The organism is Mobilicoccus caccae, assembly GCF_030161635.1.
Taxonomy (GTDB): Bacteria; Actinomycetota; Actinomycetes; order Actinomycetales; family Dermatophilaceae; genus Mobilicoccus; species Mobilicoccus caccae.
Genome location: NZ_BSUO01000001.1, coordinates 52111 through 77007, shown reverse-complemented (window position 1 = coordinate 77007; position 24897 = coordinate 52111). Strand labels below are relative to the sequence as shown.

The window sequence follows — 24897 nt, the reverse complement described above, 5'->3', positions numbered from 1 at the left end:
GCGCACCCACATGCCCCGCATCCACCGAAACCGGAGCGGGGCGTTCAGGTTTCAGTCTTCTCAGTCGCCCATCTCGAAGGCGATCTGACGGGCGACGTGCACCGCGGCCTCGATCTCGGCGCGGCGGGTCGAGACGCTCTCGACGTTGAACCCGCACCGCAGTCCGAGGTGGGCGCAGAAGGCCCGCAGCTCACGCGCGGTGTCCAGGGCGTGCACCACCGACAACCCGAGCGGGTCCCGCGAGTTCGTCAGTTCGTTCTGCACCCACCGGGGCACGTCGACGCCGAGCCACTGGAGGAACTGCAGCGTCTTGGTCGAGCCGCACAGCGACAACGTGAACACCATCCGCGCCGGCTCGAGTCCGCGGTCGCGACAGGCGTACACGTAGTCGGAGGCGAGGTTCTTGGCGGCGGTGACGTCGTAGACCACCTGGGTGACGAAGAACGAGACCCCCGCCTCCTGCTTGGCGATGAGGCGCTCGTGCTCGTTCGACTTCTCCTTGTGCCGTTCGGGGATGGCGACGGCGCCGAGGGGGACGTCGGGGCGCCGCGACCGGCACAACGCCTGGGCCTCGGGCAGGTTCGTACGCACCTGCTTGCCCGAGGTCGACGCCCCCACCATGACGGTGGGCTGCCCCGGCGGCACCGAGTCGAGCCAGGTCGTCAGCTCCTCGGGCGTGTACTTGCCGACGCTGCGGTAGACGACGGCGGCCTCGCTCCAACCGGTCAGGTGGTCGGCGAGGAAGTCCGCCGGGTCCATCGTGCGCATGAAGGGGAAGGGACGCTCCTCCTCGGTGCGGTCGCTCTCGTCGTCGAGGTCGTAGAGGACGAGCCCGTCGAGCGGCATGCCCTCGAGCCGCCGGAGGGTCACCTCCGCGATCTGGTCCGCCTTCTCCGCCGTGACCGACGCGCGCGGCGGGGTCAGCCCGAAGAGGAGCAGGACGTCACGGTCGTTCAGAGCACTTGCGAAATCGGCCACCAGCGAAGGCTACGCAACGCCGCGCGACGGCGGATCGGGGCGTCCGGCGTGCGGGAAGCGCTCCTGAAGGCGGCGCCGGACGTGCTCGCGCCAGAGGTACCGGTTACTCCGGCGTCGACACCAGGCAGAACGGGTGGCCCTCGGGATCGGCGTAGATGCGCCAGGCCTGCGGACCCGGTTCCAAGACCGGGCTGAGCGCTCTGCCGCCGGCGTCCTCCACCCGGGCACAGGCGTCGGGAAAGTCCGTGACGAGGAGGTCGAAGTGGGACTGCTGCTCGCCGAACAGGCCGGGCCATTCCGGCGGCCGGTATCCCTCGACCCGGTGGAACGTCAGACGCTCCACGGGTTCCCATTCCAGGGTCTGCCGGTTCTCGTCACCGGTGGCGGGCTCGAGTTGGAGGACGGCGCGCCAGAACTCCGCCAACGCCGGGGGTCGGCACACTCGAACGTCACCTGAGTGAGCCTGCCGACGGGTCCCATGCACAAAACGATAAGCCGCCGAGGCCCCACCGCACGACGGGCCCGGGATCATCGGCCCCACCAGCGGGAACGGACACCTCCTGACGTCACCACCGGTCGGCCGGACGCACCTCGTCCCACCGGAGGCGCGTCGTCCCTGTATCGACGTCCCGCCGGAGTGACGATTCCGCCCACCATGCGGCATCCGCACGGGCGGCGTCGGCGTAGCCACGGTCGATGAGGGTGGCGAACGCCGGGTCCGTGCGGGCCATGTCCTCGAGGTCGTCCGCGTGGCCCGTCATCTGGGCGGTGATGGCGTCGGCGAGCCGCCTCCGCTGCTGATCGTCGGCGCCGTAACCGTCGAGGAGCGCCGCCAGATTCTCGCGTTGCCGGGCCGGGACGTCCTCGGCGGCCTCGATGCCGTACTCGGCGTGCCACCACGTGCCCGCACACAGTGGAGCCCACCTCCACGCGGCCCACGCGATCTCCTCGATCGGGTCACCAGGCCTGGCGAAGTCCCAGTCGAGGATCACGATCGACCCGGCGGCGGTGCGCACAGTGTTGTAGGGGGAGACGTCGTGATGCACGACCACCTGGCCCGGGCCGAGGTCGACACCGGGTGAGCGACGCCACGGGTGGGCGACATCGGGGCGGAATCCTCGCTGCGCCTCCTGGAAGGACCGGATCCACCGCCCGACCGCGCGGCAGGCGTGGGGCGTGCGGAACCACGGCGGCAGCGGGGAGTCCGGGGACAACGTGCCCACCTCGCCCTCGACGAATCCCAGGACCTCCCGGCCCCTGTCGTCCACGCCCAGCACCTGAGGCGCGCCGTCGAACCCCACGCTGATGAGATGCCTCAGGAGCGCGTGGACGGCGGGCGTCCACGCACCGACCGGACGCCGCACCGTGTCACCCACACGCACGACCTCGGTGGTGTGACCACCCTCCAGGCGTTCTTCCATCATGTCGTCCGATCGTCCATCTCGGACGCCGGCCACCCCGGACCTCTGTTCGCTGCGCTCGCCGCCCACTCCTCGGCGAGGATCGCGTAGGTGTAGCCGTCGACCCAGCCCAGTTCGGCGTGCCAACTGTCCTGCACGCCGTGCTGTTCGCGCCGCATCCCCACCTTCTCGAGCACCCGCGCGGAGGCCACGTTGTCGGCGTAGCACCCGGCCGTCACCCGCCGGATCCCCAGGTGGTCGAACGCCGCGCTCACCAACCCGCGGGCGACCGCGCTCGCCACTCCTCGCCCCGACGCCTCGGGCCGCACGAGGTAGCCGATCCCGGCCTCGGTGCCCGTCGGCATGCCTGGTTGTCCCATGCCGTCCTCGATGTCGAGGAACCCGATCGCGACGAGCTCACCGTCCGCCTCGGCGACGCAGGAGAACTCGGTCTCGCTGTCGGGCACGGCGAGCCACTCGCGGCGGAACGTGTCGGGGTCGACGGAGGTCCGCAGCATCCACCGGTTGACCTCGGGCAGCGTGCGGAAGGAGTAGAGGGTGTCGATGTCGGCGGCGGTCGCCTCCCGCAGGAGGATCGATCCGACACGCATGGGCCACGGGGTCGACGTCACGACTCCGATGGTGTCGCACGAGCCCGGTCGAGGGCCACCGCGTTTCGATGGACGCGCCTCCGCCACCGGAGCGCGGGGGTGCCACGCTCGCCGGCCGCCCGACAACGCCGAGGAGCGCGGATCGCTGCGTCACCGCCGCCCGACCTCCTACGGTTGCCCCTATGGGAGAGACACCTGCCGTCGACGATGTCACCTGGCTGAGCGAGCATCTGCGCGACCCCGACCTGCTCGTCCTCGATGCGAGCGTCGGCCCGGAGCGCGAGGAGTCACGACGCATCCCCGGCGCCCGCCGGTTCGATCTCGACGGCGAGATGTCCGACCTCACGACCGGTCTGCCGCATTCGCTCCCGACGCCGGAGGTGTTCACCGAGAACTGTCGGCGGCTCGGCATCTCGCCGCACACCCGGGTCGTCGTGTACGACGCGGCCGGCATCTTCTCGAGCCCGCGCGCCCGCTGGATGTTGCGGACCGCGGGGCACGAGGGCACGTCCGTCCTCGACGGCGGCCTCCCGGCCTGGGTGGCGGCCGGCCTCGACACCGAACCGTGGACCGACGACGCCCCGCCCGAGCCGGGAACGTTCACCGCGCGGCCGTTCGCGCCACACGTCGTCGATCTCGCCCAGGTCGATCAGCTCCTCGACGACCCGGGGACGGCCGTCGTCGATGCCCGCAGCCGTGGCCGATTCGCGGGCACCGACCCGGAGCCGCGCCCGGGCATCGACTCGGGGCACATGCCGGGCTCGGTCAACCTCCCCTTCACCGACCTGCTGGAGGACGGCCGGTTCCGCAGCCGGGAGCAGTTGGTGGCGGCGGTCGAGAGCACGGTCGCTCCCGGGCAGGAGCTCGTGGTGAGCTGCGGATCGGGCGTCACGGCCTGCGTGGTCGCGCTCGCCGCCGAGGTGGCCGGCACCGAGGCGCGTCTCTACGACGGCTCCTGGAGCGAGTGGGCCACGCGTGCGCCGGACCGAATCGCGCGGACCGACCGCTGACATGCGCGACGCCGATCGCCTTACGGTGGTGGTCGACGACGCCCGAAAGGACATCTCGTGAAACGTGTTTCGCTCCTGGCAGCCCTCGCCCTCTCCGGACTCCTCGCCGCGTGTGGCTCGGCCCCCTCCGCGCCGCCGAACCCGGCCGCCCCCTCCCCCACGGAGAGCTACACGATGGAGCAGGTCGCCCAGCACGGCAACGCCGACTCGTGCTGGACCGTCATCGACGGCGGCGTCTACGACGTCACGCGGTGGATCGGTCAGCACCCCGGCGGTGAGGACCGGATCAAGAACCTGTGCGGCAAGGACGGCACCCAGGACTTCACCGGCCAGCACGACGGCGATGTCGCCCCGACCGAGCGACTCTCCTCCTTCCGCATCGGGACGCTGTCGGGCTGAGGCACTCGCCCAGGACCAGGCCGTGCGGCGCTGATCGCCCGGCGCCCGGCAGGTGACAGGCTCACCCGGGCTAGCCTGTCCCTGTGTCGGACGAACCCCTGATCGTGCTGATCAACGGCCTGCCGGGCTCCGGCAAGACGACGGTCTCGACGGCTGTGGCCGCGCGGTTGCCCCGGGCCGCCGTGATCGAGGGTGACCACCTGCAGCACACGATGACGGTCAGCGGGTGTGTCGGGCCGGGTGAGGAGCCCGAGGACGAGTCGTGGCGGCAGCTCGACCTGCGGTGGCGCAACATCGCCGCCCTCGCGATCAACTTCTCCGACGCGGGCTTCACCGTCGTCGTCGACTCGCTGCTCATCCCGTCGCTGCTGCGCACCTTCGCGACGGCGGTGGCGCCCCGCCGGCTCGCCTACGTCCACCTCGACCCGCAACGTTCGGTGAGTCTCGCCCGCGACGCCGCGCGCGGGACCAAGCGGATCGGCGACCAGTTCGACTGGGTGGCGCGGGAGTTCGAGGAGTTCCGCGACCTCGGCCTTTGGGTCGACTCCACGCACCAGTCGGTCGAGGAGACCGTCGACGCCGTCGTCGACGGACTTCACGACGGCCGGGCGATACGGGTCTAGACTCGGAAAGACGCCGACGGCCACGTACCGGCGTCGCTGCGACCACGCGGTGGGTGACCGTCACCCCAGGTCGGAGGTCGTCATGATCATCGTCGGTTACACCGGAAGCACGGACGCGGTCCCGGCCCTGGAGGCCGCCGCCCGCCTGGCCGCCCGCAGCCGCGAACCACTCCTCATCGTCAGCGCCTTCGACAACCCCACGGTCGACGTCGCCACGTACGTCAGCTTCACCCGGCCGACCCAGGCCGAGGTCGAGGAGTGGTACCGCGACGTCATGATCGAGGGGGAACAGCGAGCCCGCGCGCAGGGGGCGGTCGAGGTCGAGTCGAAGGTCGTCCTCGGGCCCGTCCCGGGCGCCCTCATCGTCAGCGCGACCGCCGAGGACATCATCGTCGTCGGCCACCGGCACCATCGCGAATTCGCCTCCGCCTTCTTGGGATCGGTGGCGGTCCAGCTCTCCGGGCACGCGCCCTGTCCCGTCGTCGTCGTGGGGCCGGAGCCGCACGAGTGGGCCGGTCCCCTGGTCGTCGGCGTCGATGGTTCCACCGCCTCCCGGCACGCCGTGACGACCGCCGCCGAGTGGGCGCGCCGCTTCGCGCTGCCGCTGGTCGTCGCCTCGGCGTGGCAGGACCAGGTCCTCGTCGGCCTGGGTGAGGGGTGGGCACTGTCCACGCTGCAGACCGGCGCCGACGCGGTCCGCGACGCGACGCGCGAGATGATCGACGGCATCGCGGAGGAGATCCGCGAGCAGCATCCCGACCTCGACGTGTCGACCCGACTGCTCCACGGCGATCCCGCCGTCGCGCTCCTCGAGGCGACGAGGGACGCGACGGCCCTCATCGTCGGGAGCCGTGGCCGCGGCGGGTTCTCCGGGCTGCTCCTGGGCTCGGTGAGTCACCAGCTCATCCACCGCTCGGAGATCCCTGTGGTGGTCGTCCGCTGATCTGCGCGAAATCGCACTCCGCGGAGGTGACATCCGTCAGGGGTGCCTGTGGTGCGAGACTGACAGTCTGTCGGCATGACCCAGCGCACCGCGTACACCATCGCCGTACTGCTCACCATCGCCTTCGGCTTGGGTTTCGCACTCCTCGACGGGGACAAGGGACGGTACGCCATTATCGGGGGCCCGATGATCGCCGCCGTATGGGTCCTCATGTGGTGGGTCGCGGGCCGCCGGACCGATGGCCGACCGAACCCCACCCTGCATTCCTGACCCCGCCGGGATGAGCGGACATCCTCGGCCTGGTCCCACCGTCCTGACCGACCTGAAACAGCCGGTGAGGGCGAAACCGTAGGGCGTGCGCGGCTGTTCGAGACCTTCCCTGCTGTCCGAGGTGGGAGTGGCGAGAACGTTCGCCCGAGAAGCTGGGGACGGGCGGTCACGCGCCGATGGGAGGGCGTGACCGTGGCAGGTGTTGAGGGCGTCGATCCGACGCGCGCGTCGGCCGTCACGACTGCCGCCACCAGCAGCGTGTCGGGAGTCGGGGCTCCGGCGCCTGTCGGCATGCCCGGAAAGACCCCTCAGCGCGGCAAGCAGGAGGGCGGGTTCGACAACCCGGAGCTCAAGTCCGGGCTGCTGTCGGACAACATCACCCCCGTTCAGCGTGAGGGGCTCGGACGCCTCAGCCGCCTGTTGCGGATGCCGCCGCGGGAGCTGCTCGACTCCCTCCGCAGCGGCAAGGGCCTCGGATTCCTGCTCGCCGCACGGCGTCTCGGCCCGTCGTCGCTGTTCGGCATGTTCGACAAGGGGCTGCTCATCGACGCCGAGGCGTGAGCCTCACCCCTGCGCCAGCAGTTCTCCGTGCACCATGACGAACCACGCGTCGGGGTCCGCGCCCCAGGAGCGCCACCCCTGCACGACCGCCTCGAGGTCCTCCTCACTCGCACCGATCTCACGGGCCTGGTCGGTGAACGTCGCCGCGCCGTACCTCGTCGCCTGACCGTCGGCCCACCACGAGCAGGACTCGGGGTCGGCGTACGTCCACGTCGACGTGGTGATGCGGGGCTCGGCCAGGCCCGCCTCGCGCGCCCAGCGCCGGTGACGCCGGGCTGCGTCGGGCTCGGCACCGTGCGCGCGCTGGACCTCGCTGAACAGGCGCCGCCACACCTCCAATCCCGGCGTCGGCGGGTACCACGCCATGCCGGAGTAGTCGGCGTCGCGGACGGCGATCCACCCGCCCGGGCGGCAGACCCGCCGCATCTCGCGCAGGGCGGCGACAGGGTCGGCGAGGTGATGCAGCACCTGGTGGGCGTGGACGACGTCGAAGGAGTCCTCCTCGAACGGCAGCGAGGCCACGTCGCCGAGGTCGAACCGCGTGGTGGTGTCGCCCCGGCGCGCGGCCTCGTCGCGGGCGGCCGTCAGCGCGGTCTCGGCGGAGTCGACCCCGACGACCTCACCCGGCGCGACGACCTGTGCCAGGTCGAGGGTGATCGTGCCCGGCCCGCACCCGATGTCGAGCAGGCGCATCCCTGGCTGCAGATGCGGGAGGAGGTACGCGGCGGAGTTCGCCGCCGTGCGTGCGGCGTGCGACGCGAGGGTCGCCTCGCCGTGACCGTGCGTGTAGTGACCCTGATGGTCGAAGTGGTCGCCCATCCGTCGACGGTACCGGCCCGCCGAGCATCGGCCCGCGGAGCCTCGGGTCGTCCCCGAGCGTCAGGTGTCGACGCCCCAGGACGGGCGCTTGAGGGTGACGACCTCGCCGGGCAGGGCCCATTCGGACAGCCCCAGCCGGGCGAGGGGTTGGAGTCGATCGAAGCTCGGGTGATCGGGGTACTTGGGGTGGGTGAACACGTCCTCGCGCACCGCCGCGTGGACGACGCGCCCGATGATCATCGCGCTCGTGCCCAGGTCGACGATCTGGTGCAGGACGCATTCGAACGCCGCCGGCGATGCGGCGACCCTCTGGACCGACACGGCGTGTCCGGGGGCGCGGTCGAGTCCGGCGTCGTCGAACTCGCTGACGTCGGCGGGCTGCCCGGCACCGGTCCGGTTGACGGCGCCCATCAACTCCCGCGCGGCCACGTGCACGATGAACTCGCCGGTCTCGCGGACGTTGCGCAGGGTGTCCTTGGCCCCGATCGAGGTGAACGCCAGCATCGGCGGCTCCGCGCACGCCACCGTGAAGAAGGAGTGGGGTGCGAGGTTGTCCACGCCGTCACCCGAACGGCTGGACACCCAGGCGATGGCGCGCGGTACGACGACCGAGTTGAGCAGCCGGTACGGTGCCCGCTCGTCGGACTCGCCCAGTGCGGCCATGTCGATCTCGCGAAACGTCATGTCGCGGAGTGTAGGAGGCGACACTGGGTCATGCTCCCCGAGCACATTCCCACGCTGGCGGGCCCGGTCGTCACCCTGCGGCCGTTCGCCGAACGCGACGCGCCCCTGATCCGCGCGGTGGCGGACGACCCGCTCATCCCCCTCATCACGACCGTGCCGACCAGCAGCGACCCTCAGGACGCCCTCGACTTCATCATCCGCCAGAACGATCGCGTGCGCCGCGGCCTGGGGTACTCCTTCGCCATCGCCGACACCACCTCCGACGAGGCCGTGGGCCAGATCGGACTCTGGACGGTCGGGATCAGCTCGGGACGCTCGACCGCCGGTTACTGGGTGGCGACGCACCACCGACGACGCGGCTACCTGCGGGCGGCCTTGAGTACCTTGACGACCTGGGCGATGGGCCTGGGCGAGATCCACCGCCTGCAACTGCACATCGAACCGTGGAACGAGGCGTCCTGGCGCGCCGCGGAGGCCTGCGGGTACGAACGCGAGGGGCTCCTGCGCTCGTGGCAGCAGATCGGCGCCGAACGTCGGGATGTGTACGTGTACTCGGTGATCCGGCCAGGACCGGACGTCGGGGATGTGGCACGGCACACGACGTGACGCACCCGGGCGCACACCCACAGCTCCGCCCCCGTCATCGCCGTCTACGCGTCGCCGTCGCCGTCCGCGTCGTCGCGACGTTTCGACTCCTCGTATCGACGGCGCACCACGACGAGCGTGCCGAGCAGTGTCAGCACGGTGAACAGCACGACGGGCAGTTGCGCCACGGCCTCGGGCCACGGCAGCGCGTCTCGCCCGGTCGGGTGAGTGCCGAGCGCGTCCGCGTCGCCTCCGACGGAGGCATCCGGATCGGCCGGAGCCTGCGGGAGCGCCTCCCACCCCTGGTCACCGGAGGAGTCGTCACCGGAGGAGGTGGACGTGCGGGGTCGATCCGGGCACTCGATCGCCTCGGTCTTGGCCCGCCAGATCGCGGTTCCCTTGCGGACGGGCGTGCGGACACAGGGGTCGGTGACCGGGACGTGCTCCGTTCGAGGCGCGGGGCGGCGCACCTCGGTACGCGTGGTCGGACGCCGGTGATCCGTCGTCGGGGCCCGGCGGTCCGTCGTCCGACGCGGCCCGTCCACCTCCTCCCGGGGCGGGTTCTGCGAGGGGCGCGAGGTGGTGTCCTCATCCGGGCCGTCGTGTGAATCAGGTGGGCCCGACGTCGGACTCGGCGCGGGGGTGGGGGTCGGTCCGGGCGTCGACGTCGGTCCAGGGGTCGACGTCGGTCCAGGGGTCGGCATCGGGGCGGGCGTCGGGGCGGGCGTCGGGGCGGGCGTCGGAGGATCGACGGGGTCGACGGGTGCAGCCTGGGCCAACGGAATGGTGACGCTCGCCTCGTCCGGTGGCGGCGGCGCGAACTCGTACTCCGAGCCGGCGGTGACGGTCGCGATGTCCACGAGGAATCCTCGGGTGACGTCGGCCGCGGTCACCGTGTAGGGACCACTCGCGCGGCACCTCGTCTGCTGTCCCGGATCCAGGGTCGTCTCGTCGCACGCCACCTCGAACCCGGCGGCCGTCACTCGCGGATCGGTGACGGTCACCTCGGTCAACGGCACGTTGCCCGTGTTGGTGACGGTGTAGTCGAAGACCACGCCGTCACCGAGGCCGAGCCGCCCGTCGCCGTCGCGGTCGAGTGCGCTGTACCCCATGAGGATGCGGACCCGGGCGAGCGCGGCCGGAGCGATGAGGGCCTCGGCGTCGTCACCGGCCTCGGGGATGGGGACCGGGTTTTCAACCGTGGTGCCCTGGACGAGTGCGGTGTTGGTCAACTCGGTGACGCCTGTCGACTGCGGCTGCTCCTCCGGCACCACGTAGTCGGCGGTGCAGGTCGTGTCCTCCTGCGCGCCCAGCTGCGTCGTCGCGCACGTGATCGGGGTGTTCGACTCCTCGAGCAGCCGATCCTTGACGATCACGGTGGCGGCGGTCGTGCCGAGGTTCGTCACCCGGAACGTGTAGCGGATGACATCGCCGGGGTCGGCCAATCCCGGGAACCCGCGGTCCTCACCGAGCGCCGCGGTCTTGACGATGTCGAGCTCCTGGCCTCGGCCGGAATGGTGATCGACCCGGAGCCGGTCACATCGAGGGCGGGCCCCTGTTCGGGGCGGCCGCTGACCGTCGCGGTGTTGGTCACCTTCGCAGCCGTGACGTCGGCCGCGGTGACGAGGTAGGGAGCGTCCGCCGCGCACGTGGTGGAGCCGCCCGGCTCCAGGGTCGTGGCGGCACACGTGATGGGGCCGGTCAGCATCGGGTCCGCGACCGTGATGTCGTCGACCCGAACGGTGCCGGTGTTGACGACGATGAAGCCGTAGGTGACCTCCTGGCCACGCACCAGCGGGGCATCGGGCAGGAGCCCGGCACGCCGCGCGTACTTGCGCAGGTCGAGCTCGGCCTCGGCCGTCTGGCCACCGACGATGTCGGCCTTGGCGTTGTCGCTGCGGGCGCTCAGGCCGCCGGTGGCGGTGCCGGTCGCCGTCGCGACGTTGCGCAGCAGTCCCTCGGCGATGTCGGGGGCCCGAACCGTGTAGTCGCCGGCGGCGGTACACGGGGTGGAGGCGCCCGGCGCGAGGTCCGTCGTCTCGCAGGTGACGGCGATCGAGGCCGCGGCGAGCAACGGATCGTCGATGGCGACACCGGTCAGCGGCACCGTGCCGGTGTTGACGACCCTGAACGTGTACCGCACGGTGTCACCCTCGTCGGCGGCGTCGGCCGTCATCCCGTCGTGCTCGAGGGTCGCGCTCTTGGTCAGGGACAGTGTCGGAACCGCCACCGGCGCTGACTGGTAGGCCCAGGCAACGGGGGTGCGGTTGCCCTGGGCTGTCAGTGCCTGCACCGACGCGCGGTTTTCGAGCGTGGTGGTGCTCACGTCGCGTTCGGTGGCCGTCATGGGGGCCGAGGACGTGCACGTCACCGAGCTCCCCGCAGCGATCGGACCGGCCGGGCAGGTCGCGGTGATGCCGCGCGACGCCAGGAGCGGGTCGGTCACCTCGGGGGCGCTGACCTGGGCCGGTCCGCGGTTGGTGACCGAGAACGTGTAGGTCACCGCGTCACCGGCCGAGAGCATCCCATCGCCGTTCGCGTCGGACGAGATCGTCGCGGTCTTGGTCATCTCGAGCGTCGGGAACTCGGTCAGGGTGTGACCGACGTGGCCTCGGCCGTCGCCGGGTCACCGCCGCCGGCGCCGGCAGGGACGCCCGTGACCGTGGCCGCGTTCGTCACCGTTCCGGCATCGACATCGGCTGTGGTGAGGCGGTAGGTGGGCGTGACGCACTCCCCGGCATCCCCGGGTGCGAGGTCGGCAGCGCAGAGATAGCCGGTGATGCCGAGAAGCGGGTCGGCGATCGTGGCGGCGGCCAAGGTGCGGGTGCCGGTGTTGGTCACCGTGAACGTCCACGCGATCTCGTCGCCGGCGGTGTACCCACGGGAGTCGTCGGTGTCGCGCAGGGTGCGGACCGACTTGCCCAACTCGACACTCGCGCTCGAGGTGAGCGTGATCGTGCTGGTCGACCCGGTCGTGACCGTGGCCGTCCCGGCGGTGGCGGTGACCGTCACGGAGGTGGTGACGTCCCCACGGTCGACGTCGTCCTGCGTGACCGTGTGCGGGGTGGGCACCTGACAGCGGGAGGGCGGCGCGCCCGGGGCGATGGGGCCGGGGCAGGTGAACGTGCCGCCCGCGGGGTCGCTGACGGTCACCGAATCCAGCGTCGTCGTGCCGGTGTTGGTGATCTCCACCGTGTAGGTCACCTGGTCACCCACGCCGCAGGGCTCGTCGCTGCACGTGGGGATGGTCTCGACCGACACGCCGGTGATCGGGGTGAGATCCAGCCCGGACACCGCAGGTGAGCTGGTGACCGTCGCACCGGCGGGGGTCTGCGCCGAGACCGTGGCCTCGTTGTCCACCCGGCGGGCGTCGACCTGGTCCTGGGTGATCTCGTACGGCGCGGAGGTGCAGGTCGTGTCGTCCCTGGGTGCGAGGGTGTTCGACTCGCAGGTGATCGTCGAGCCGGCGAGCATCGGGTCGGCGATCTGAACGGCCGAGAGCGTGACGTTGCTCCTGTTCGTCACCGTGAACGTGTAGACGACCGTGTCGCCGGCGTCGTGTCCGTTGGCGTCGACGTCGGTGACCGGCCCAGCCTGCTTCTCCAGGGTCAGCGAGGCGAGGACGGTGATGGGGGTGGCCGTGGACAGGGAGGTCGATGGGGTGACCGACACGCTGCGTGCTGGACCGCCGGGTGGGGTCGCCACGGCGGAGGCGGTGTTCGACACGACGCCGGCGTCGACGTCGTCCTGGGTGAGGACGTAATCGGCAGGGGCGGCACACGCGGTGGTCGTCCCCGGTGCGAGCTGCGCGACGCACAGCACCCCGTTCAGCCCGAGCTTGGCGTCCACGATCGCGACGTCGGTGAGGGTCTGCGATCCGGTGTTCGTCACCTCGAAGGAGTAGGTGATGCGGTCACCGGCGTCGGCGCGACCGGAACCATTGGTGTCGGCCACCGCGCTCGCCCGCTTGATCATCGAGAACCGGTTGGTGGCGGCGAGTGTCGTGTCGGTCGGGTTCGACGTCGCCGAGACCGGGTCCCCTGCGAGGGTCGTCGCGGCGGCCGTGGCGGTGTTCTGCGCGATCCCGGCGTCGATCTGCGGCTGGGTGATCGCGACGACGACCGGGCCACAGTCGGCCCAGTTTCCGGGCGCGAGGACACCAGTGCCGCAACCGAACCCGGTGAGACCGATCGTCGGGTCGTCGATGATGACTCCCGACAGCGTGGTGGCGCCGGTGTTGGTCACCTGGAACGAGTAGGCGACGGTATCCCCCGCGGAGACGATCCCGTCCTCGTCGGCGTCGACGACCTCACCCGCGGTCTTGACCAGGCTCATCCCGCTCGGGGAGGTCCAGGTGGTCGAGCCGCCGGAGGTGACGGTCTGCGCCGCGCCCGAGGGGTCGGTGCCGGACGCGGTGGTCGTGACATCGACCCGACCGGCGTCGGCGTCGCTCTGAGTGACGGTGTAGGTGACGGTGCACTCGTGTGGCTTCCCGGGCGTCAGGGTTCCACCGTCCGGTGCACAGGTGACGACGCTCCCGTCGGGCAGGGTCGCCCTGCCCGACACGTCCGTCAAGGTCGTGTTGCCGGTGTTCTCCAGGGTGATCGTGACCGTGACCGTGTCCCCGGCTCCGGTGCGACCGTCGTTGTTATTGTCGGCCGGGCCGGTGACGGTGGTGGTCGTGACGAGGGTGGCGACCCGATCCAGCAGCACCGACACGGCGTCACTCGCCTGCACGGGGTTCCCCGTCGACGGGGTCGCCGTGGCCGTGGCCGTGTTCTCGACCCGACCGGCGTCGATGTCGGGCTGGGTCAGGGTGCGCACCGACATGCCGGGTGTGACCCCGGTCGTGCACGTCACCGAGGCGCCGGGAGCCAGCGCATCGGCGCACTTGACATCGATGATGCCGAGCGCGGTGTCCGTGATCGTCACGTCCGACACGGTCTGCTGTCCCGTGTTCTTCACGGTGAAGGTGTAGGGCACCATGTCACCGGCGTCGGCCCGGCCGTCGGTTCCGGCCAGGACACCGTTGCTCGCCTTGTCCAGGGTGATCGAGTTCGCGACGACGAGGTCGACGGTCGCGGAGTCGGTGACGCTCGGGGCGCTCGCTCCGTTCGTGGCGGTCGCTTTCGCCGTCGCGGTGTTGTCGACCTTGGCCATCTCGATGTCGGCCTGGACGAGCGTGTAGGCACCCGCTGCGGCACAAGGTGCCTGCTGGCCCGGGGCGAGGGGCGCAGTCAGACATTCCGCGCCCTGCAACCCGGCCTTCGGGTCGTCGATCGACACCGTCGTCAGGGTCACGGGGCCGGTGTTGGTCACGGTGAAGATGTAGGGGATCTGCTCGCCCACGTCGGCGCGACCGTCGCCGTCGGTGTCGGCGAGCCCGCCCACAACCTTGTCGAGCGTGAACGACGGCGCACCGATGGTCAGCGGCACGGTCAACGCGGTGTCGGCCGTGGTGTCACCGCTCGGTGCCGAGGCCGTCGCCTTCGCGAGCGAAGCTCACCTCGCCGGCGTCGACGTCGGTCTGGGTGAGGACGTACGCAGGCACCGAACAGGTGGCGCTCGCTTGCGGCGCGAGGGGTCCTGCGGTGCACACGAACCCGGTCAGACCCAGCTTCGGATCGTCGAGCCGCACGTTCGTGAGGGTGACCGTGCCGGTGTTGGTGACCGTGATCGTCACGGGCATCTGGTCACCGGCCGTGGCGCCTGCGGCACCGGTGTCGACGAGCGTGCCCGCCTCGGCGGTCACCGAGACTCCCGAGGTCGACCGGAGGGTGGTCGTCACGGTGTCCGTGACCGGCGGGACGGAGACGCGCTCTCCTGCGCGGGTGGTGGACGCTCGAGCAGTCGCCAGGTTGGTCACCGATCCGGCGTCCACCTGGGCCTGGGTCAGGGTCAACGTCCCCGTGCAGCTCGCGACGTCCCCCGGGAGGAGTGTCGTGGGAGTGCAGCTGGGGGCCGAGGCCAGAAGTGGATCGTCGATCGTCAGGTCGGTGATCGTCGTCGCACCGGTATTGGTGACCGTGAACGTGTAGGCGATCGTCTGCTCCGCCCGGGCGTCCTCGACAGGAGCGGGCCCGGCCTTGTCGAGCGTCATCGACGACGTCGCGGTGATCGGGGTGGTCGCCGACGCCGTGGCGCTGACGGTGGGCGTCTGTGCGACCGGGGTCTTGGCCGCGGCGGACGCCGTGTTCGTGACGGCCCCGGCATCGATTTCGGTCTGGGTCAGCGTGTGCGTTCCGGTACACCCTGTCGTCGCACCCGGGGCGAGCCTGGCGTCACCGCAGCTCGCGCGGTCCATCCCCAACGCGGCATCGGACACCACCGGCGAGGTCAGGGTCGTCGCGCCGGTGTTCTCGAGCGTGAACGTCTAGGTGATGGTGTCCCCGGCGTTGGCTCCCCCGCTCTTGTCGGTATCGCCGATGCCGTTGCTCGTCTTCGTCAACGTCAACGCCGGCGCGATCCCGGTGAGCGTCAGCGTGTCCTCATCACCGGCGCTGGGTCGAACGCCGCCGTCGGCCGGGGTGCCGGTCGCGGTCGTCGTCGTGGTGGTCACGTCGCCGGCGTCGATGTCGGTCTGGGTGAGCACGTACGCGGCCGACGCCGTGCACGTGGCCGAGGACCGGGCCAGACTAGACGCGCACACGAACGGCGCGATGCCCAGACGGGAGTCGGCGACCGTGACATCGCTCAGCGTCGTGCTCCCGGTGTTGGTCACGGTGAAGGAGTAGGCAACGGTGTCCCCCGCATCCAGACGCCCGTTGCCGTTGGCGTCGGCAGGAGCGGCGTGCGACGTCGTCACGGTCAGACCGGCCGTCGTGATGGGCAGGGTCGCGGTCGCGGTCGAACTCGGCTGCGCTCCGGCCCAGGTCGCGGGAGGGGTGGCGGTCTCCGCTGCCGTGTTCGTGACCGCCTGCGCAGCCACGTCACCCGCCGTCACCGTCCTGGCGGTGCTCGCGCAGGTCGTCCGCGCCTTCGGCGCCAGCGTGGTCGCCGGGCAGGTGACCTGCACACCCGGGTCGTTCACGACGAGCCCGGTGACCTGGAGCGTCCCGGTGTTGACGACGTCGAACGAGTAGGTGACGGTGTCGCCCGCGCTCACTCGCCCGTCATCGTCCGCGTCGTTCGTCCCCGCCACGGTCTTGGTCATCGACAGCGTCGCGCTGGGTGCCCCGGGCGCCGACGGTGACACGGTGTTGTTGGCGGACGGGCCCTGCTCCTGATCGCCCGCCAGTGACGCGGTGTTGGTCAGGAGGCCCGGCTCACCGCTCGGCGTTCCGGAGTAGTGGAATCGCACGGTGACGACGTACTCGTGGGTGCTCTCGCCGCCGACCGTGCCGTTGCCGAGCTCCCACGGACCGGCCGTGGATGCCTGACCTTCCGTCGGCCCCGTCCAGGTGACCCCGTCGATCGTCACGGTCGCTGGGAAGGCAGGGGTGTCGGTGAGGACGTACGGCGCCGGGGTGCCGCCGGAGTTGACGACGCGCACGGTGTAGGTGGCGCTCGCCCGACCGGTCACCGGATCCACCTCGGTGACGGTGCCGGCGCTCTTGACGACGTCGACGTTCGCCTCGGTCGCCACACGCGTCGAGGCGGTGGCACTCGCGGACACGGCCCGGTTTCCGGCGGCGACGGCCTGCACGTCGGCGGTGTTGTCGTGACGACCGGCCCGCTGGTCGGCCGTCGTGACGGTGTAGGTGCCCGTGCACACCTTCGTGAGACCAGGACCGATCGGACCGGTGTCGCACGACATGCCCGTCAGGGTCGGGTCGGTCACCGTCCACGTCTGGAGCGTCACGGCGCCGTCGTTGCGCGCGGTGATCGTGTAGGTGAGGGTGTCGCCGGGATCGGTGACGCCGTTGTCGTTGACGTCGGTCGTCTGGGACATCACCTTGGTCAGGGCGACCGAGGCACGGGCCGTGAACGTGACGGTCTCGGTGGCGTCGGCGACGACGGCCGTCCCGCCGGGTGCGACGGCGGACACGTTCGCCGCGTTGTCCACGCGACCGGCGTCGACCTCAGCTTGTGTCAACACATAGGAGTTCGCCGTACGCGTCGTCGCGCCCCGTGGCGCGAGACGCGTCGCCGGACAGCTCAGCCCGGTCAGCTTCGTGTCCGTCAGCGTGATCGTCTCGAGCGTGACGTTGGAGATGTTCGTGATCGTGAACGTGTAGCCGATCGTGTCACCGACGTCGGGCCCGTTGTCGTCGAGGTCCTTGACTCCGCCGGCGGTCTTCGTCAGGGCGATCGCACCCACGTTGGTGATCGGCACAGTCGCGGAGGAGTCTGCCTGGACCTGGCGCCCGGTGGCATCGGTCGCGGTGATCGTGGCCGTGTTGTCGATGCGCCGGTTGTCGACGTCGGTCTGGGTCAACGTGTAGGTCGGAGTGACGGCGCAGGGGGCGGATGCGCCCGGCGCCAGGGAGGTCACACACGCAGCGCCGTCCAGACCGAGCTTGGAGTCGGTCACGGTCACCGGGGCCAGGGTCACCGCGCCGGTGTTGCGGGCCTCGAAGGAGTAGCGGATCGTGTCGCCCGCGTCGGGCCCGTTGCCGTCGACGTCGGTGATCGCACTCGCGGTCTTGCGCAGCTCGACCGAGGACGACGGGGACAGCGCCAGGGTGGCCGTGTCGGACCGCTCACCCACCGTGACCGGGCGGTCCTTGGGGTCGAGACCCGAGACAGTCGCGGTGTTGACGACCTCGCCGGCGTCGATGTCGGCCTGGGAGAGGCGGTAGGGGGTGGGCGAGGTGCAGACGGCGGTCACGCCCGGGCCGATGCTCGTGCCGCACGTGAGCGCCGAACCCAGCAGCGGATCCGAGATCGTCATGCCGTGGATCGTCAGCGGCCCGGTGTTGGTGATGCGGAAGGTGTACGTCACGGTGTCATCCGCGTCCTGACGGCCGGTGCCGTTGGCGTCGGCCACCGTCCCGGCCACCTTCTCCAGGTCGAACTTCGCGGGGGCGACGACGGGGTCGTAGACGACGGTGACACTGTCCGCGCCCGGGGCGGCTGCCGTCCCCAGCAGCGTGGTGCCGTCGGCCCGCGCGCCGTTGACGACCGTGTTGAGGTCGACGTCGGGCTGCTGGAGCCGGTAGGGCTCGGCGGGTTCGCAGGTGGCGTTCGCGCCGGGGGCCAGCGTCGACGCGCACGTCATCGCCGAGATCCCCAACTTGGCGTCGGTGATCGTCACCGGTGCGAGGGTCGTCGTGCCGGTGTTCGTCACCGTGAAGCGGTACCGGATGGTGTCACCGAGGTCCGTGCCGTTGCCGTCGGTGTCGGTGACGCTCTTGCCTGCCGCGTCGAGCACGACCTCCTTCGACAACGCGACGGAGGCGGTCGGCTGCAGTTGCGTCGTCGCGACGTCGGTCACGGTGACGACGGGGTCGGTCGAGGTGATCGTCCCGCTGCGGGTGATCTGTCCGGCGTCGACGTCGGCCTGGGTCAGGACGTACGTGGCGGTGCAGGTGGCGCTGCGACCAGGTTCCAGCGACACCGGAGTCGAGCAGGTCAGTCCGCTCGTCCCCGGCAGGTCCGCGGTGATCCCGTTCACGGTCTGCGTGCCGTCGTTGGTGACGACGACGGTGAAGGTGACGGTGTCGCCGACCTTGGCACCCGGAACGGTCGCCGGTGCACGCAGGTCGACCGAGAGGTGCGCGGTGGCTTTCAGATCTGTGATCACTGCTTTGCTCGAACCGGTGACCTCTCCGCCGACCGACGTCGTGGCCGTCGCCGTTGCGGTGTTGACGACCGTTCCTGGGGAGTCGTAGTCCGTCTGCGTCAACGTGTAGGTCGCGGTGCAGGAGGTGCTCGCGCCCGGCGAGAGTGATCCGGCCCCACAGGTGATCGGCGCGCTCGTGATCTTCGGGTCGCTGATCGTCACGGCTCGCACGGTCTGGGCGCCCGCGTTGGTGACGACGAAGGAGTAGGTGATCGTGTCACCGGCATCGGGTCTGCCGCTGAGGTTGGCGTCGGCGATCCCACCGGCCGACTTCACCACCGTGAGCGAACCCAGGGCGGGGGTGATGGACACCTCCGCACTCGCCGAGGCCACGGGCGCGGTTCCCTTGTCGGCGGGGACGCCGGTCACCGATGCAGTGTTCGTCACGGTTCCGGCGTCGACGTCGGCCTGGGTCAGCGTGTACGTCACCTTCGCGCACGTGTGCTCGTCCTTCGCCGCCAGGGTGGCGATCGTGCAGACGGCCGTCCCGCCGCCCCCGATCCGAGGGTCGGTCACGGCGACGTCGGACAGCGCTGTCGTCCCGGTGTTCTTGACGGTGAAGGTGAACTCGACGGTGTCCCCCCTGTCGGGTCCGTTGCCGTCCTGGTCCGTGATCGTCCCCGCCGTCTTGGTGAGCCTGAGACCGGCCGTCGTCACCTTGGTGGCTATCGACGACTCACCTCTGGTCACGGCGCCGAGGAATGGCGCTGCACCTGTCGCGGTCGCCGTGTTGGTGACGGCGCCCGAATACAGGTCGGCAGTGGTCACCGTGTACACACCGGAGGAACAGGTCGTCGTACCACCGGGCGCCAGGGTGGTCGTCTGGCACGTGACCGGCACACCGGCCGCGGCGAGCAACTCGTCCTGGATCCCCAGGGAGTTCACCACGGTCGATCCGGTGTTCGTCACGACGAACCGGTAGGTGATGGTGTCGCCGGGGTTGGTGCGGTTGTTGCCGTCGGTGTCGACGACCGAGACGACCTCCTTCTTCAGGGTGAGTCCCGTGCTCGGCGCTGCCGGGGCCGTTGCACACGCTGCCCCGCCCGTGGCGTCGACAGCCGGGTCGATCTCGCGGGCCTTGGCGAGCGTCACCGAGTTGTACAGCCCGCCCCCGTGGCCCGAGGTGCACGCGGTGACGGCGCCGGTTCCGGCGTAGTGGAACGTGATCCGCACGGCGTAGGTGATGCTCGCCCCCTGGGCCAACGTGCCGCCGGGCGACAGCGTGTACGGACCCGCGCCCTGATCGCTCCCGGAGGTCGGGCCGGTCCACGTGGCGGAGTCGATGACGAGTTCGGGCGCGAACCCGGGGGTGTCGACGAGGGCGCCGTACCCGATGGGGCTGCCGCCGACGTTGGAGACCGTGACCGAGTACCCGACGCTCGCCTGGCCGGTCACGGGGTCGATCGCGGAGGTGACACCCATGGTCTTCTTCACCTGCAGCTTGCCGACCGGGGCGACGGGAGTACTGGTCGAGGCCGTCGCGGGGGTGGGCGGGGGTCCGTCGCTGGTCGCCATGGCCGTCGCGGTGTTGCGGACGGCTCCGGCCTGCTGATCGGCGTCGGTGATCGTGTGGGCCCCCACGCCCGTGCACTGGGTCGACGACCCCGGGGCCAGCGTCGTGTCGGTGCAGGTCACGCCCGACAACAACGGGTCGGTGACGGCCACGCTGGTCAGGTGACGTTGCCTCGGTTGATCACCGTGAAGCGGTAGGAGATCGTGTCGCCCGGGTCGGTGACACCGTCCTTGTCGACGTCCGTGACCGCGGCGACCCGCTTCTCCAGACCCAGCACCGGCGTCCGCAGAAGCGGAACCGTCACGGACGTCTCGGCGCTGGTAACCGCATCGAGGTAGGGCGGCTTCGCCGTCGCCGTGGCCGTGTTGGTCAGCGCGCCGGAGTCGACGTCGGCCTGGGTCAACGGGTACGGCCGGGAGCTCCGACACGTCGTCGACGCACCGGGGGCGAGCCGGTCGGCCGCGCACGTCACCGCGATCCCCGCCTGCGCGAGGAGTGCGTCATCGACCGCCACGTTCGTCACGGTGAGCGACCCGGTGTTGCCCACGGTGAACGTGAACGCCACCGTGTCACCGGCGTCGATGACCCCGTCGGCGTCGGCATCCACGGGAGAACCGGCGGACTTCGTGATCGTCACCCCCGTCTTCGGCGGCGCCGGCGGCGCGAGACAGGCGGTGTTGTCGCTCGTCGGGCCGTGCTCCTGGCCGTCGGGAAGCGTGACCGCGTTGGACAGCCCGGCGCCCGCGTCGCACGTGGGCACGGCAGTGGTCGACGTGGCGGCGAACCGCACCGTCACCGTGTAGGTGTGGGTGGCTCCGGCAGCGAGGGCGGTCCCGGCCGGCGCGAGCGTCACCGGGGTACTGCCGGGGCCGGAGCCGGTCGTCTGCCCGGTCCAGCTCACCCCGAGGACCTCCAGGCCGGCCGCGAACGCCGGGATATCGACGAGGTCGCCGTAGGTGGTGGGCAGTTGACCGGAGTTGCGCACGGTCACCGTGTACGTCGCCGACGACTCACCGGTCGTGGTGTCAGGGCCGGTCACGGTCCCGGCGGTCTTGACGACGTCGATGTGCGCGGGTCGGGGCACCACCCGGACCGACGCGCTGCCGGTCGCCGTCACCGCCTTGGTGGTGAAGTCCCCCACCGCCGTCACGGTGGCCGTGTTCGAGACGGTGGTGGGGTCCTTGTCGCCCGGCTTCCACTCCAGCGGCTGGTCACAGGTGTAGGCCCACGTCTCCGTCGGGTCGAGCAGCCCGTTGCCGTTGGCGTCCCCGGATCGGCGGGTGGGGCTCGCGCAGGTCGCGGTCGAGAACGGTGCCGTCGTGCCGGACGCATCCGTCCGGGCGGCGTCCGTGAGACTCACCCGCGCCAGCGGATCGACGCCCGTGTTGGTCACCGTGTACGCGTAGGTCACCGTGCCGGAGCCGGAGACCGAGGTCACCGAGGCCTTCTTGGCCACGGCCACCTCGGTCCGCGCCAGGGGCGTGATGGTCGGGTCGGGAGCAGCGGAGGTCCCGGTGGGGCGCGACGGGTCGTCGCTGCGCACCGTTCCGGCACTCGAGGTGATCGTCGCCTGGTTGGAGATCCCCGTGACCGCCCGGTCGGCCAGCGTGCCCGCGGCGACCCTGACCTTGAAGGACACCGTCACCGTCCCGCCCGCGGGGATGACGCCTGGACGGATGGTCCCGGTCGCGGACGTCCCGGTGATGGTCCTGCGGGTGGCGAACGGCATGGCGCCGGACACGTCGGCCACCGCGGACCCGTTCACGGTGGTCGAACCGGGGACGTAGGTCGTGTTCGCGGGGATCACGTCGGCGAGGCTCGCTCCCACCACGGGAGCGCCACCGGTGTTCCGGACCTGCACGGAGTACGTGATCTCATCGCCGTCCTCGACGGCCGGCCTACTCGTCGTCGCTGTCTTGGTGGCGACGAGTTGCCCCTTCGGCGCGGCGCACGAGGCCAGGTCGTCGAGGTCACCGACCGCCTCGCGCCTGGCCGTGGTGTACCGCGTCCCGATCCCGGTCACCGGGTCGAGGACGTCGACGATCTGGTTGGCCAACACCGCCACCATCGAGGCGTACAAGCGGCCGTCGGGTCCGAAGGCCAACCCCGCGTAGAACCTTGCCTCGGAGGGGCGCACCCGCGTCGTCGTCACCGGCGACAAGGTCGACAGTGTCGCGAGGTCCGCTGCCGCGATGATCGAGAGATACGCGATCCCACCTCCGTCGTGCCCCAGGAGATAGAGGTTTCCGCTGCCGTCGAACACGATGTCGCCATAGTCGGCATAGGCCCCCGACGCCGGCCACGGACCGGGAGGAAGTCCGACCCGCGTCCATGTCGTCGCCCCGGCGGGCAGCTTCCACAGGATGTTGAACTCGTCCCACGTCCACACCGTGCCGTCGCCGTCCACGGCCAGCCGCTCGGCGTTGGTGGCCTGCGAAGGGCCGGTCACGCGTCGGTTGTTCGATCCGTCGGGGTTCACGCGGAAGAGCCCGGCCTCGTCGTTCGTGATGAGGGGCGACGCGATGTAGAAGAGTGCCCCCGAGGTCGGGTCGACGCCCAGGGCCCGAATGTGCTCCATAGGGCGGGACCGAGGAGTGTTCGGCGCGAGGTCATAGGTGAAGAACTCCGGCGTGAGACCCGCCGAGGTCACCGTGCCGATCGATCCGGTGTTGATGCCGTCGACGGTGGATGCCGACGGGGTCGAGCCGTACCAGATCGTCGAGCACGCCGAGCTGAGCGTCACGGTCGAGGTGGCGGTCGCCGTCGAGATCGTGCTCGTGCCGGACGTGTCGACGAACCGGAAACTGGCGGTGGTGGTGCCCGTCTGGGTGATGTCCACCGGGGTGGCGCAGGTGTAGGTGGCGCTCTGCCCGGCCGGGATCCACCATCGCAGGCCGTCGCTGCGCAGTCCGGAGGTCGCCGTGATCGGGCCGCACTCGGTGTCGGTCAGCGAGACCTGGTAGGCGGGCGTCGTCGAGGAGTTCGTGACCGTATAGGTGAAGGTGACCGGAGTGCCGGGGGTGACGATCGTCGAGGTCGAGGTCCGCACGTCGACCGAGATCCGGCCGTCGGACGAACTCCCGGCGATCAGGGGCACGGCCGACGCGGGCCGAGCCGTCGGCATACCGGCCGCCTGGATGCCGCCCGCGAGGACCGGCCAGGTCGAGGGCACGACGACGAGAGCCACGGTGACCAGGGCCGATGCCAGGACACGCAGAGCCACGCGGCATGCGCGATGCGCATCCGAGCAGCAGGCATGACCACTCCTCGGTCTCTCCGAACGACTGGACCCCCGCATCGGCAGGAGGGATCTCGATGCCACACCCATCGGCGGGGACGACGGCCGGTCAAGGGATGCCCGGGCGTGAGTCGGGCTGTGCGCAACGCCGGCGATCGGTGGGCTGATCAGCCCTGATGACGGACGACACGGGTCACGCACTGGTGCTTCGCGGCGTCGGCGGCCGACTCGCGATGGAACGCAGCGGCCCTCACCGGCACCGCCTTGCCCGGCTCGGCCCGGGCCTCGATGCTCTTCGTGCCGACGACCGACCACCCGTCGGGGTTCACCACGGAGACCTCGACGGTGTAGACCTGCGCCGTGCGCGCGGCGTTCTTGACGACGCCGGTGAAGCCCCACACCCCGTTCTGAGCTGCGCAGAGAGGTTTCTGCAGATCGGCGTGCGCGCCCACTCCACCCTCGTCGTCGACGGTCGTGCGGTCGGGGGCAGGGGTGACGGCCGGTGCGGCGTCCGAGGGGGCCGCCGTGGACCCACCCTCTGGTTCCGTCTGGTCCGTGCAGCCCGCGGCGACCGCGGCCACGATCGTGAGCAGGGCGACCACGGCGGCCGACCGAGCGCGGGAGGAGCGGGTCGACCGGGTGAGGTCCGAGCGAGGGGCAGACACGCCTCCCTATCGGCCGGGGCGATCCGCGATCTGAGCGCAGGACTGCTCCGCCCTCGCAGGGTGAATGCTGGAGTCCCGTACGGCTCACACGTGATTCGACCGCTCCAGGGAGCTTTGACCCTCGACCCGCGCGGCCGGCTGAGCGTACGGAGGCGGGCCGCCCGCGCCACTCAGGTGTCCCGCGATCTCCAGGTACTCCCCCAGCTTCGCGGCGGCCGTGAGCATCGCGAGACCGCGGGTGGTGAGCCGTTGCCGCCACTCCTGCATCGCCGCCGCGACCGCCGAGGCCCCGCCCGCGGAGCGGATCTGCTCGAGCACACCGGCGATGTCGTCGAGCCGGTATCCCCCGCGACGCAGCAGGTGGGCGAGGTCGGCGTCGGAGACGTCGGCGCCTGAGTAGACCCGGAATCCCGTGGCCGGGTCGCGCTCCGGGCGGAGGACCCCGAGACGTTCCCAACTGCGCAGGGTCGCGGAGGTGACACCCAGGCGGTGGGCGAGGTCGCCGATGCTCCACGATCTGCCGTCGCCGACCGTCGGCCGCGCCTCACCCGCCGCGAGATGGGCGAGCGCGTCCCGCAAGGCGTCGAGGGTCGCCCGGTCGCGCGCGAGTTGCTCGTGACCGTCGTCGACGATCGCGAGCGCGCCGTCGACGTCGCCCGCCGTCACCGCCTGCACCATCCGGGTCGCGGCGGCGTGACCGAACGCCGGCCACGCCGCCATGAATGCGCGCAGAGCCGCCGCATGGGTCGGGGTGTACCGGCGGTAGCCGCTGGGGTCCGCTCGGCCGGAGGGAGGATTCCCGCGGCCTCGTAGTTGCGCACCGCCTGGGCCGACAGGCCGTGTTCACGAGCCAGGTCGACGGGTCGCAGCGCTG

The 24897-nt window shown here is 71.0% G+C and carries 22 protein-coding genes and 1 pseudogene; 7 read left to right on the top strand and 16 right to left on the bottom strand.

Going from position 1 to position 24897, the window contains the following annotated elements; translation table 11 throughout:
- Window positions 1-60: 60 nt before the first annotated feature.
- From QQK49_RS00405 to QQK49_RS00390, 4 genes are all read right to left on the bottom strand, one after another.
- Entirely contained in the window at window positions 61-978 is a 918-nt protein-coding gene (locus QQK49_RS00405; RefSeq protein WP_284302138.1) for a methylenetetrahydrofolate reductase, read from the bottom strand.
- 103 nt (window positions 979-1081) lie between these two features.
- Window positions 1082-1420, bottom strand: a complete 339-nt coding sequence (locus QQK49_RS00400; protein WP_284302137.1) for a VOC family protein — start codon at window positions 1418-1420, stop codon at window positions 1082-1084.
- 124 nt (window positions 1421-1544) lie between these two features.
- Complete coding sequence (locus QQK49_RS00395) at window positions 1545-2402, bottom strand: phosphotransferase (RefSeq protein ID WP_284302136.1); 858 nt, start codon at window positions 2400-2402, stop codon at window positions 1545-1547.
- Complete coding sequence (locus QQK49_RS00390) at window positions 2399-3010, bottom strand: GNAT family N-acetyltransferase (protein WP_284302135.1); 612 nt, start codon at window positions 3008-3010, stop codon at window positions 2399-2401. Before QQK49_RS00390 ends, QQK49_RS00395 begins: the two co-directional genes overlap by 4 nt.
- Before the next feature lie 161 nt (window positions 3011-3171).
- Here QQK49_RS00390 and QQK49_RS00385 point away from each other — a divergent pair, with 161 nt between their 5' ends.
- The 6 genes from QQK49_RS00385 (at window position 3172) to QQK49_RS00360 (ending at window position 6795) form a co-directional block, all read left to right on the top strand.
- Window positions 3172-3999, top strand: coding sequence for a sulfurtransferase (locus QQK49_RS00385; RefSeq protein ID WP_284302134.1), 828 nt, complete (start codon window positions 3172-3174; stop codon window positions 3997-3999).
- 57 nt (window positions 4000-4056) lie between these two features.
- Entirely contained in the window at window positions 4057-4398 is a 342-nt protein-coding gene (locus tag QQK49_RS00380) for a cytochrome b5 domain-containing protein (RefSeq protein WP_284302133.1), read from the top strand.
- A gap of 83 nt (window positions 4399-4481) precedes the next feature.
- Window positions 4482-5021 carry an AAA family ATPase gene (locus tag QQK49_RS00375; protein WP_284302130.1) on the top strand — a complete coding sequence of 180 codons (540 nt, stop codon included), beginning with the start codon at window positions 4482-4484 and terminating at the stop codon, window positions 5019-5021.
- Between the two features lie 82 nt (window positions 5022-5103).
- Window positions 5104-5964 carry a universal stress protein gene (locus QQK49_RS00370; protein WP_284302128.1) on the top strand — a complete coding sequence of 287 codons (861 nt, stop codon included), beginning with the start codon at window positions 5104-5106 and terminating at the stop codon, window positions 5962-5964.
- 75 nt (window positions 5965-6039) lie between these two features.
- Window positions 6040-6234: a hypothetical protein gene (locus QQK49_RS00365; RefSeq protein ID WP_284302126.1), complete on the top strand. Its 195-nt coding sequence runs from the start codon at window positions 6040-6042 to the stop codon at window positions 6232-6234.
- 291 nt (window positions 6235-6525) lie between these two features.
- Window positions 6526-6795, top strand: coding sequence for a hypothetical protein (locus QQK49_RS00360; protein WP_284302124.1), 270 nt, complete (start codon window positions 6526-6528; stop codon window positions 6793-6795).
- Window positions 6796-6798: 3 nt separating this feature from the next.
- On the opposite strand, the gene QQK49_RS00355 is transcribed toward QQK49_RS00360, so the two are convergent.
- Window positions 6799-7614: a class I SAM-dependent methyltransferase gene (locus QQK49_RS00355; protein WP_284302123.1), complete on the bottom strand. Its 816-nt coding sequence runs from the start codon at window positions 7612-7614 to the stop codon at window positions 6799-6801.
- Between the two features lie 60 nt (window positions 7615-7674).
- Window positions 7675-8298 (bottom strand): flavin reductase family protein, encoded by a 624-nt coding sequence (locus QQK49_RS00350; protein ID WP_284302121.1) that lies wholly within the window; start codon window positions 8296-8298, stop codon window positions 7675-7677.
- A 30-nt stretch (window positions 8299-8328) separates the two neighbouring features.
- On the opposite strand from QQK49_RS00350, the gene QQK49_RS00345 reads away from it, so the two are divergent.
- Window positions 8329-8904, top strand: coding sequence for a GNAT family N-acetyltransferase (locus QQK49_RS00345; protein WP_284302120.1), 576 nt, complete (start codon window positions 8329-8331; stop codon window positions 8902-8904).
- A gap of 44 nt (window positions 8905-8948) precedes the next feature.
- Here the strand turns inward: QQK49_RS00345 and QQK49_RS00340 are convergent, their stop codons facing one another.
- The 10 genes and pseudogenes from QQK49_RS00340 to QQK49_RS00295 all read right to left on the bottom strand — a co-directional run bounded on the left by QQK49_RS00340 (window position 8949) and on the right by QQK49_RS00295 (window position 24844).
- Window positions 8949-10328, bottom strand: coding sequence for a DUF7507 domain-containing protein (locus QQK49_RS00340; protein WP_431310502.1), 1380 nt, complete (start codon window positions 10326-10328; stop codon window positions 8949-8951).
- Window positions 10286-11452 carry a DUF7507 domain-containing protein gene (locus QQK49_RS00335; RefSeq protein WP_284302116.1) on the bottom strand — a complete coding sequence of 389 codons (1167 nt, stop codon included), beginning with the start codon at window positions 11450-11452 and terminating at the stop codon, window positions 10286-10288. Before QQK49_RS00335 ends, QQK49_RS00340 begins: the two co-directional genes overlap by 43 nt.
- Window positions 11453-11472: 20 nt before the next feature.
- Window positions 11473-14319 carry a DUF7507 domain-containing protein gene (locus QQK49_RS00330; protein ID WP_284302114.1) on the bottom strand — a complete coding sequence of 949 codons (2847 nt, stop codon included), beginning with the start codon at window positions 14317-14319 and terminating at the stop codon, window positions 11473-11475.
- Between the two features lie 25 nt (window positions 14320-14344).
- On the bottom strand, window positions 14345-14983 hold the full coding sequence (locus QQK49_RS00325; RefSeq protein ID WP_284302113.1) for a DUF7507 domain-containing protein: 639 nt from the start codon (window positions 14981-14983) through the stop codon (window positions 14345-14347).
- 114 nt (window positions 14984-15097) lie between these two features.
- Window positions 15098-15208, bottom strand: a pseudogene (locus QQK49_RS23080) (hypothetical protein); the annotation flags it as partial.
- Window positions 15209-15256: 48 nt separating this feature from the next.
- On the bottom strand, window positions 15257-20272 hold the full coding sequence (locus QQK49_RS00315) for a beta strand repeat-containing protein (protein WP_284302111.1): 5016 nt from the start codon (window positions 20270-20272) through the stop codon (window positions 15257-15259).
- 5 nt (window positions 20273-20277) lie between these two features.
- Window positions 20278-23343, bottom strand: coding sequence for a DUF7507 domain-containing protein (locus tag QQK49_RS00310; RefSeq protein WP_284302110.1), 3066 nt, complete (start codon window positions 23341-23343; stop codon window positions 20278-20280).
- A gap of 182 nt (window positions 23344-23525) precedes the next feature.
- On the bottom strand, window positions 23526-24023 hold the full coding sequence (locus QQK49_RS00305; RefSeq protein WP_284302108.1) for a hypothetical protein: 498 nt from the start codon (window positions 24021-24023) through the stop codon (window positions 23526-23528).
- 84 nt (window positions 24024-24107) lie between these two features.
- Window positions 24108-24743 (bottom strand): MerR family transcriptional regulator, encoded by a 636-nt coding sequence (locus tag QQK49_RS00300; protein WP_284302106.1) that lies wholly within the window; start codon window positions 24741-24743, stop codon window positions 24108-24110.
- A complete protein-coding gene (locus tag QQK49_RS00295) occupies window positions 24686-24844 on the bottom strand; it encodes a hypothetical protein (RefSeq protein WP_284302104.1) in 159 nt (52 codons plus the stop codon). Before QQK49_RS00295 ends, QQK49_RS00300 begins: the two co-directional genes overlap by 58 nt.
- Between the last annotated feature and the right edge of the window lie 53 nt (window positions 24845-24897).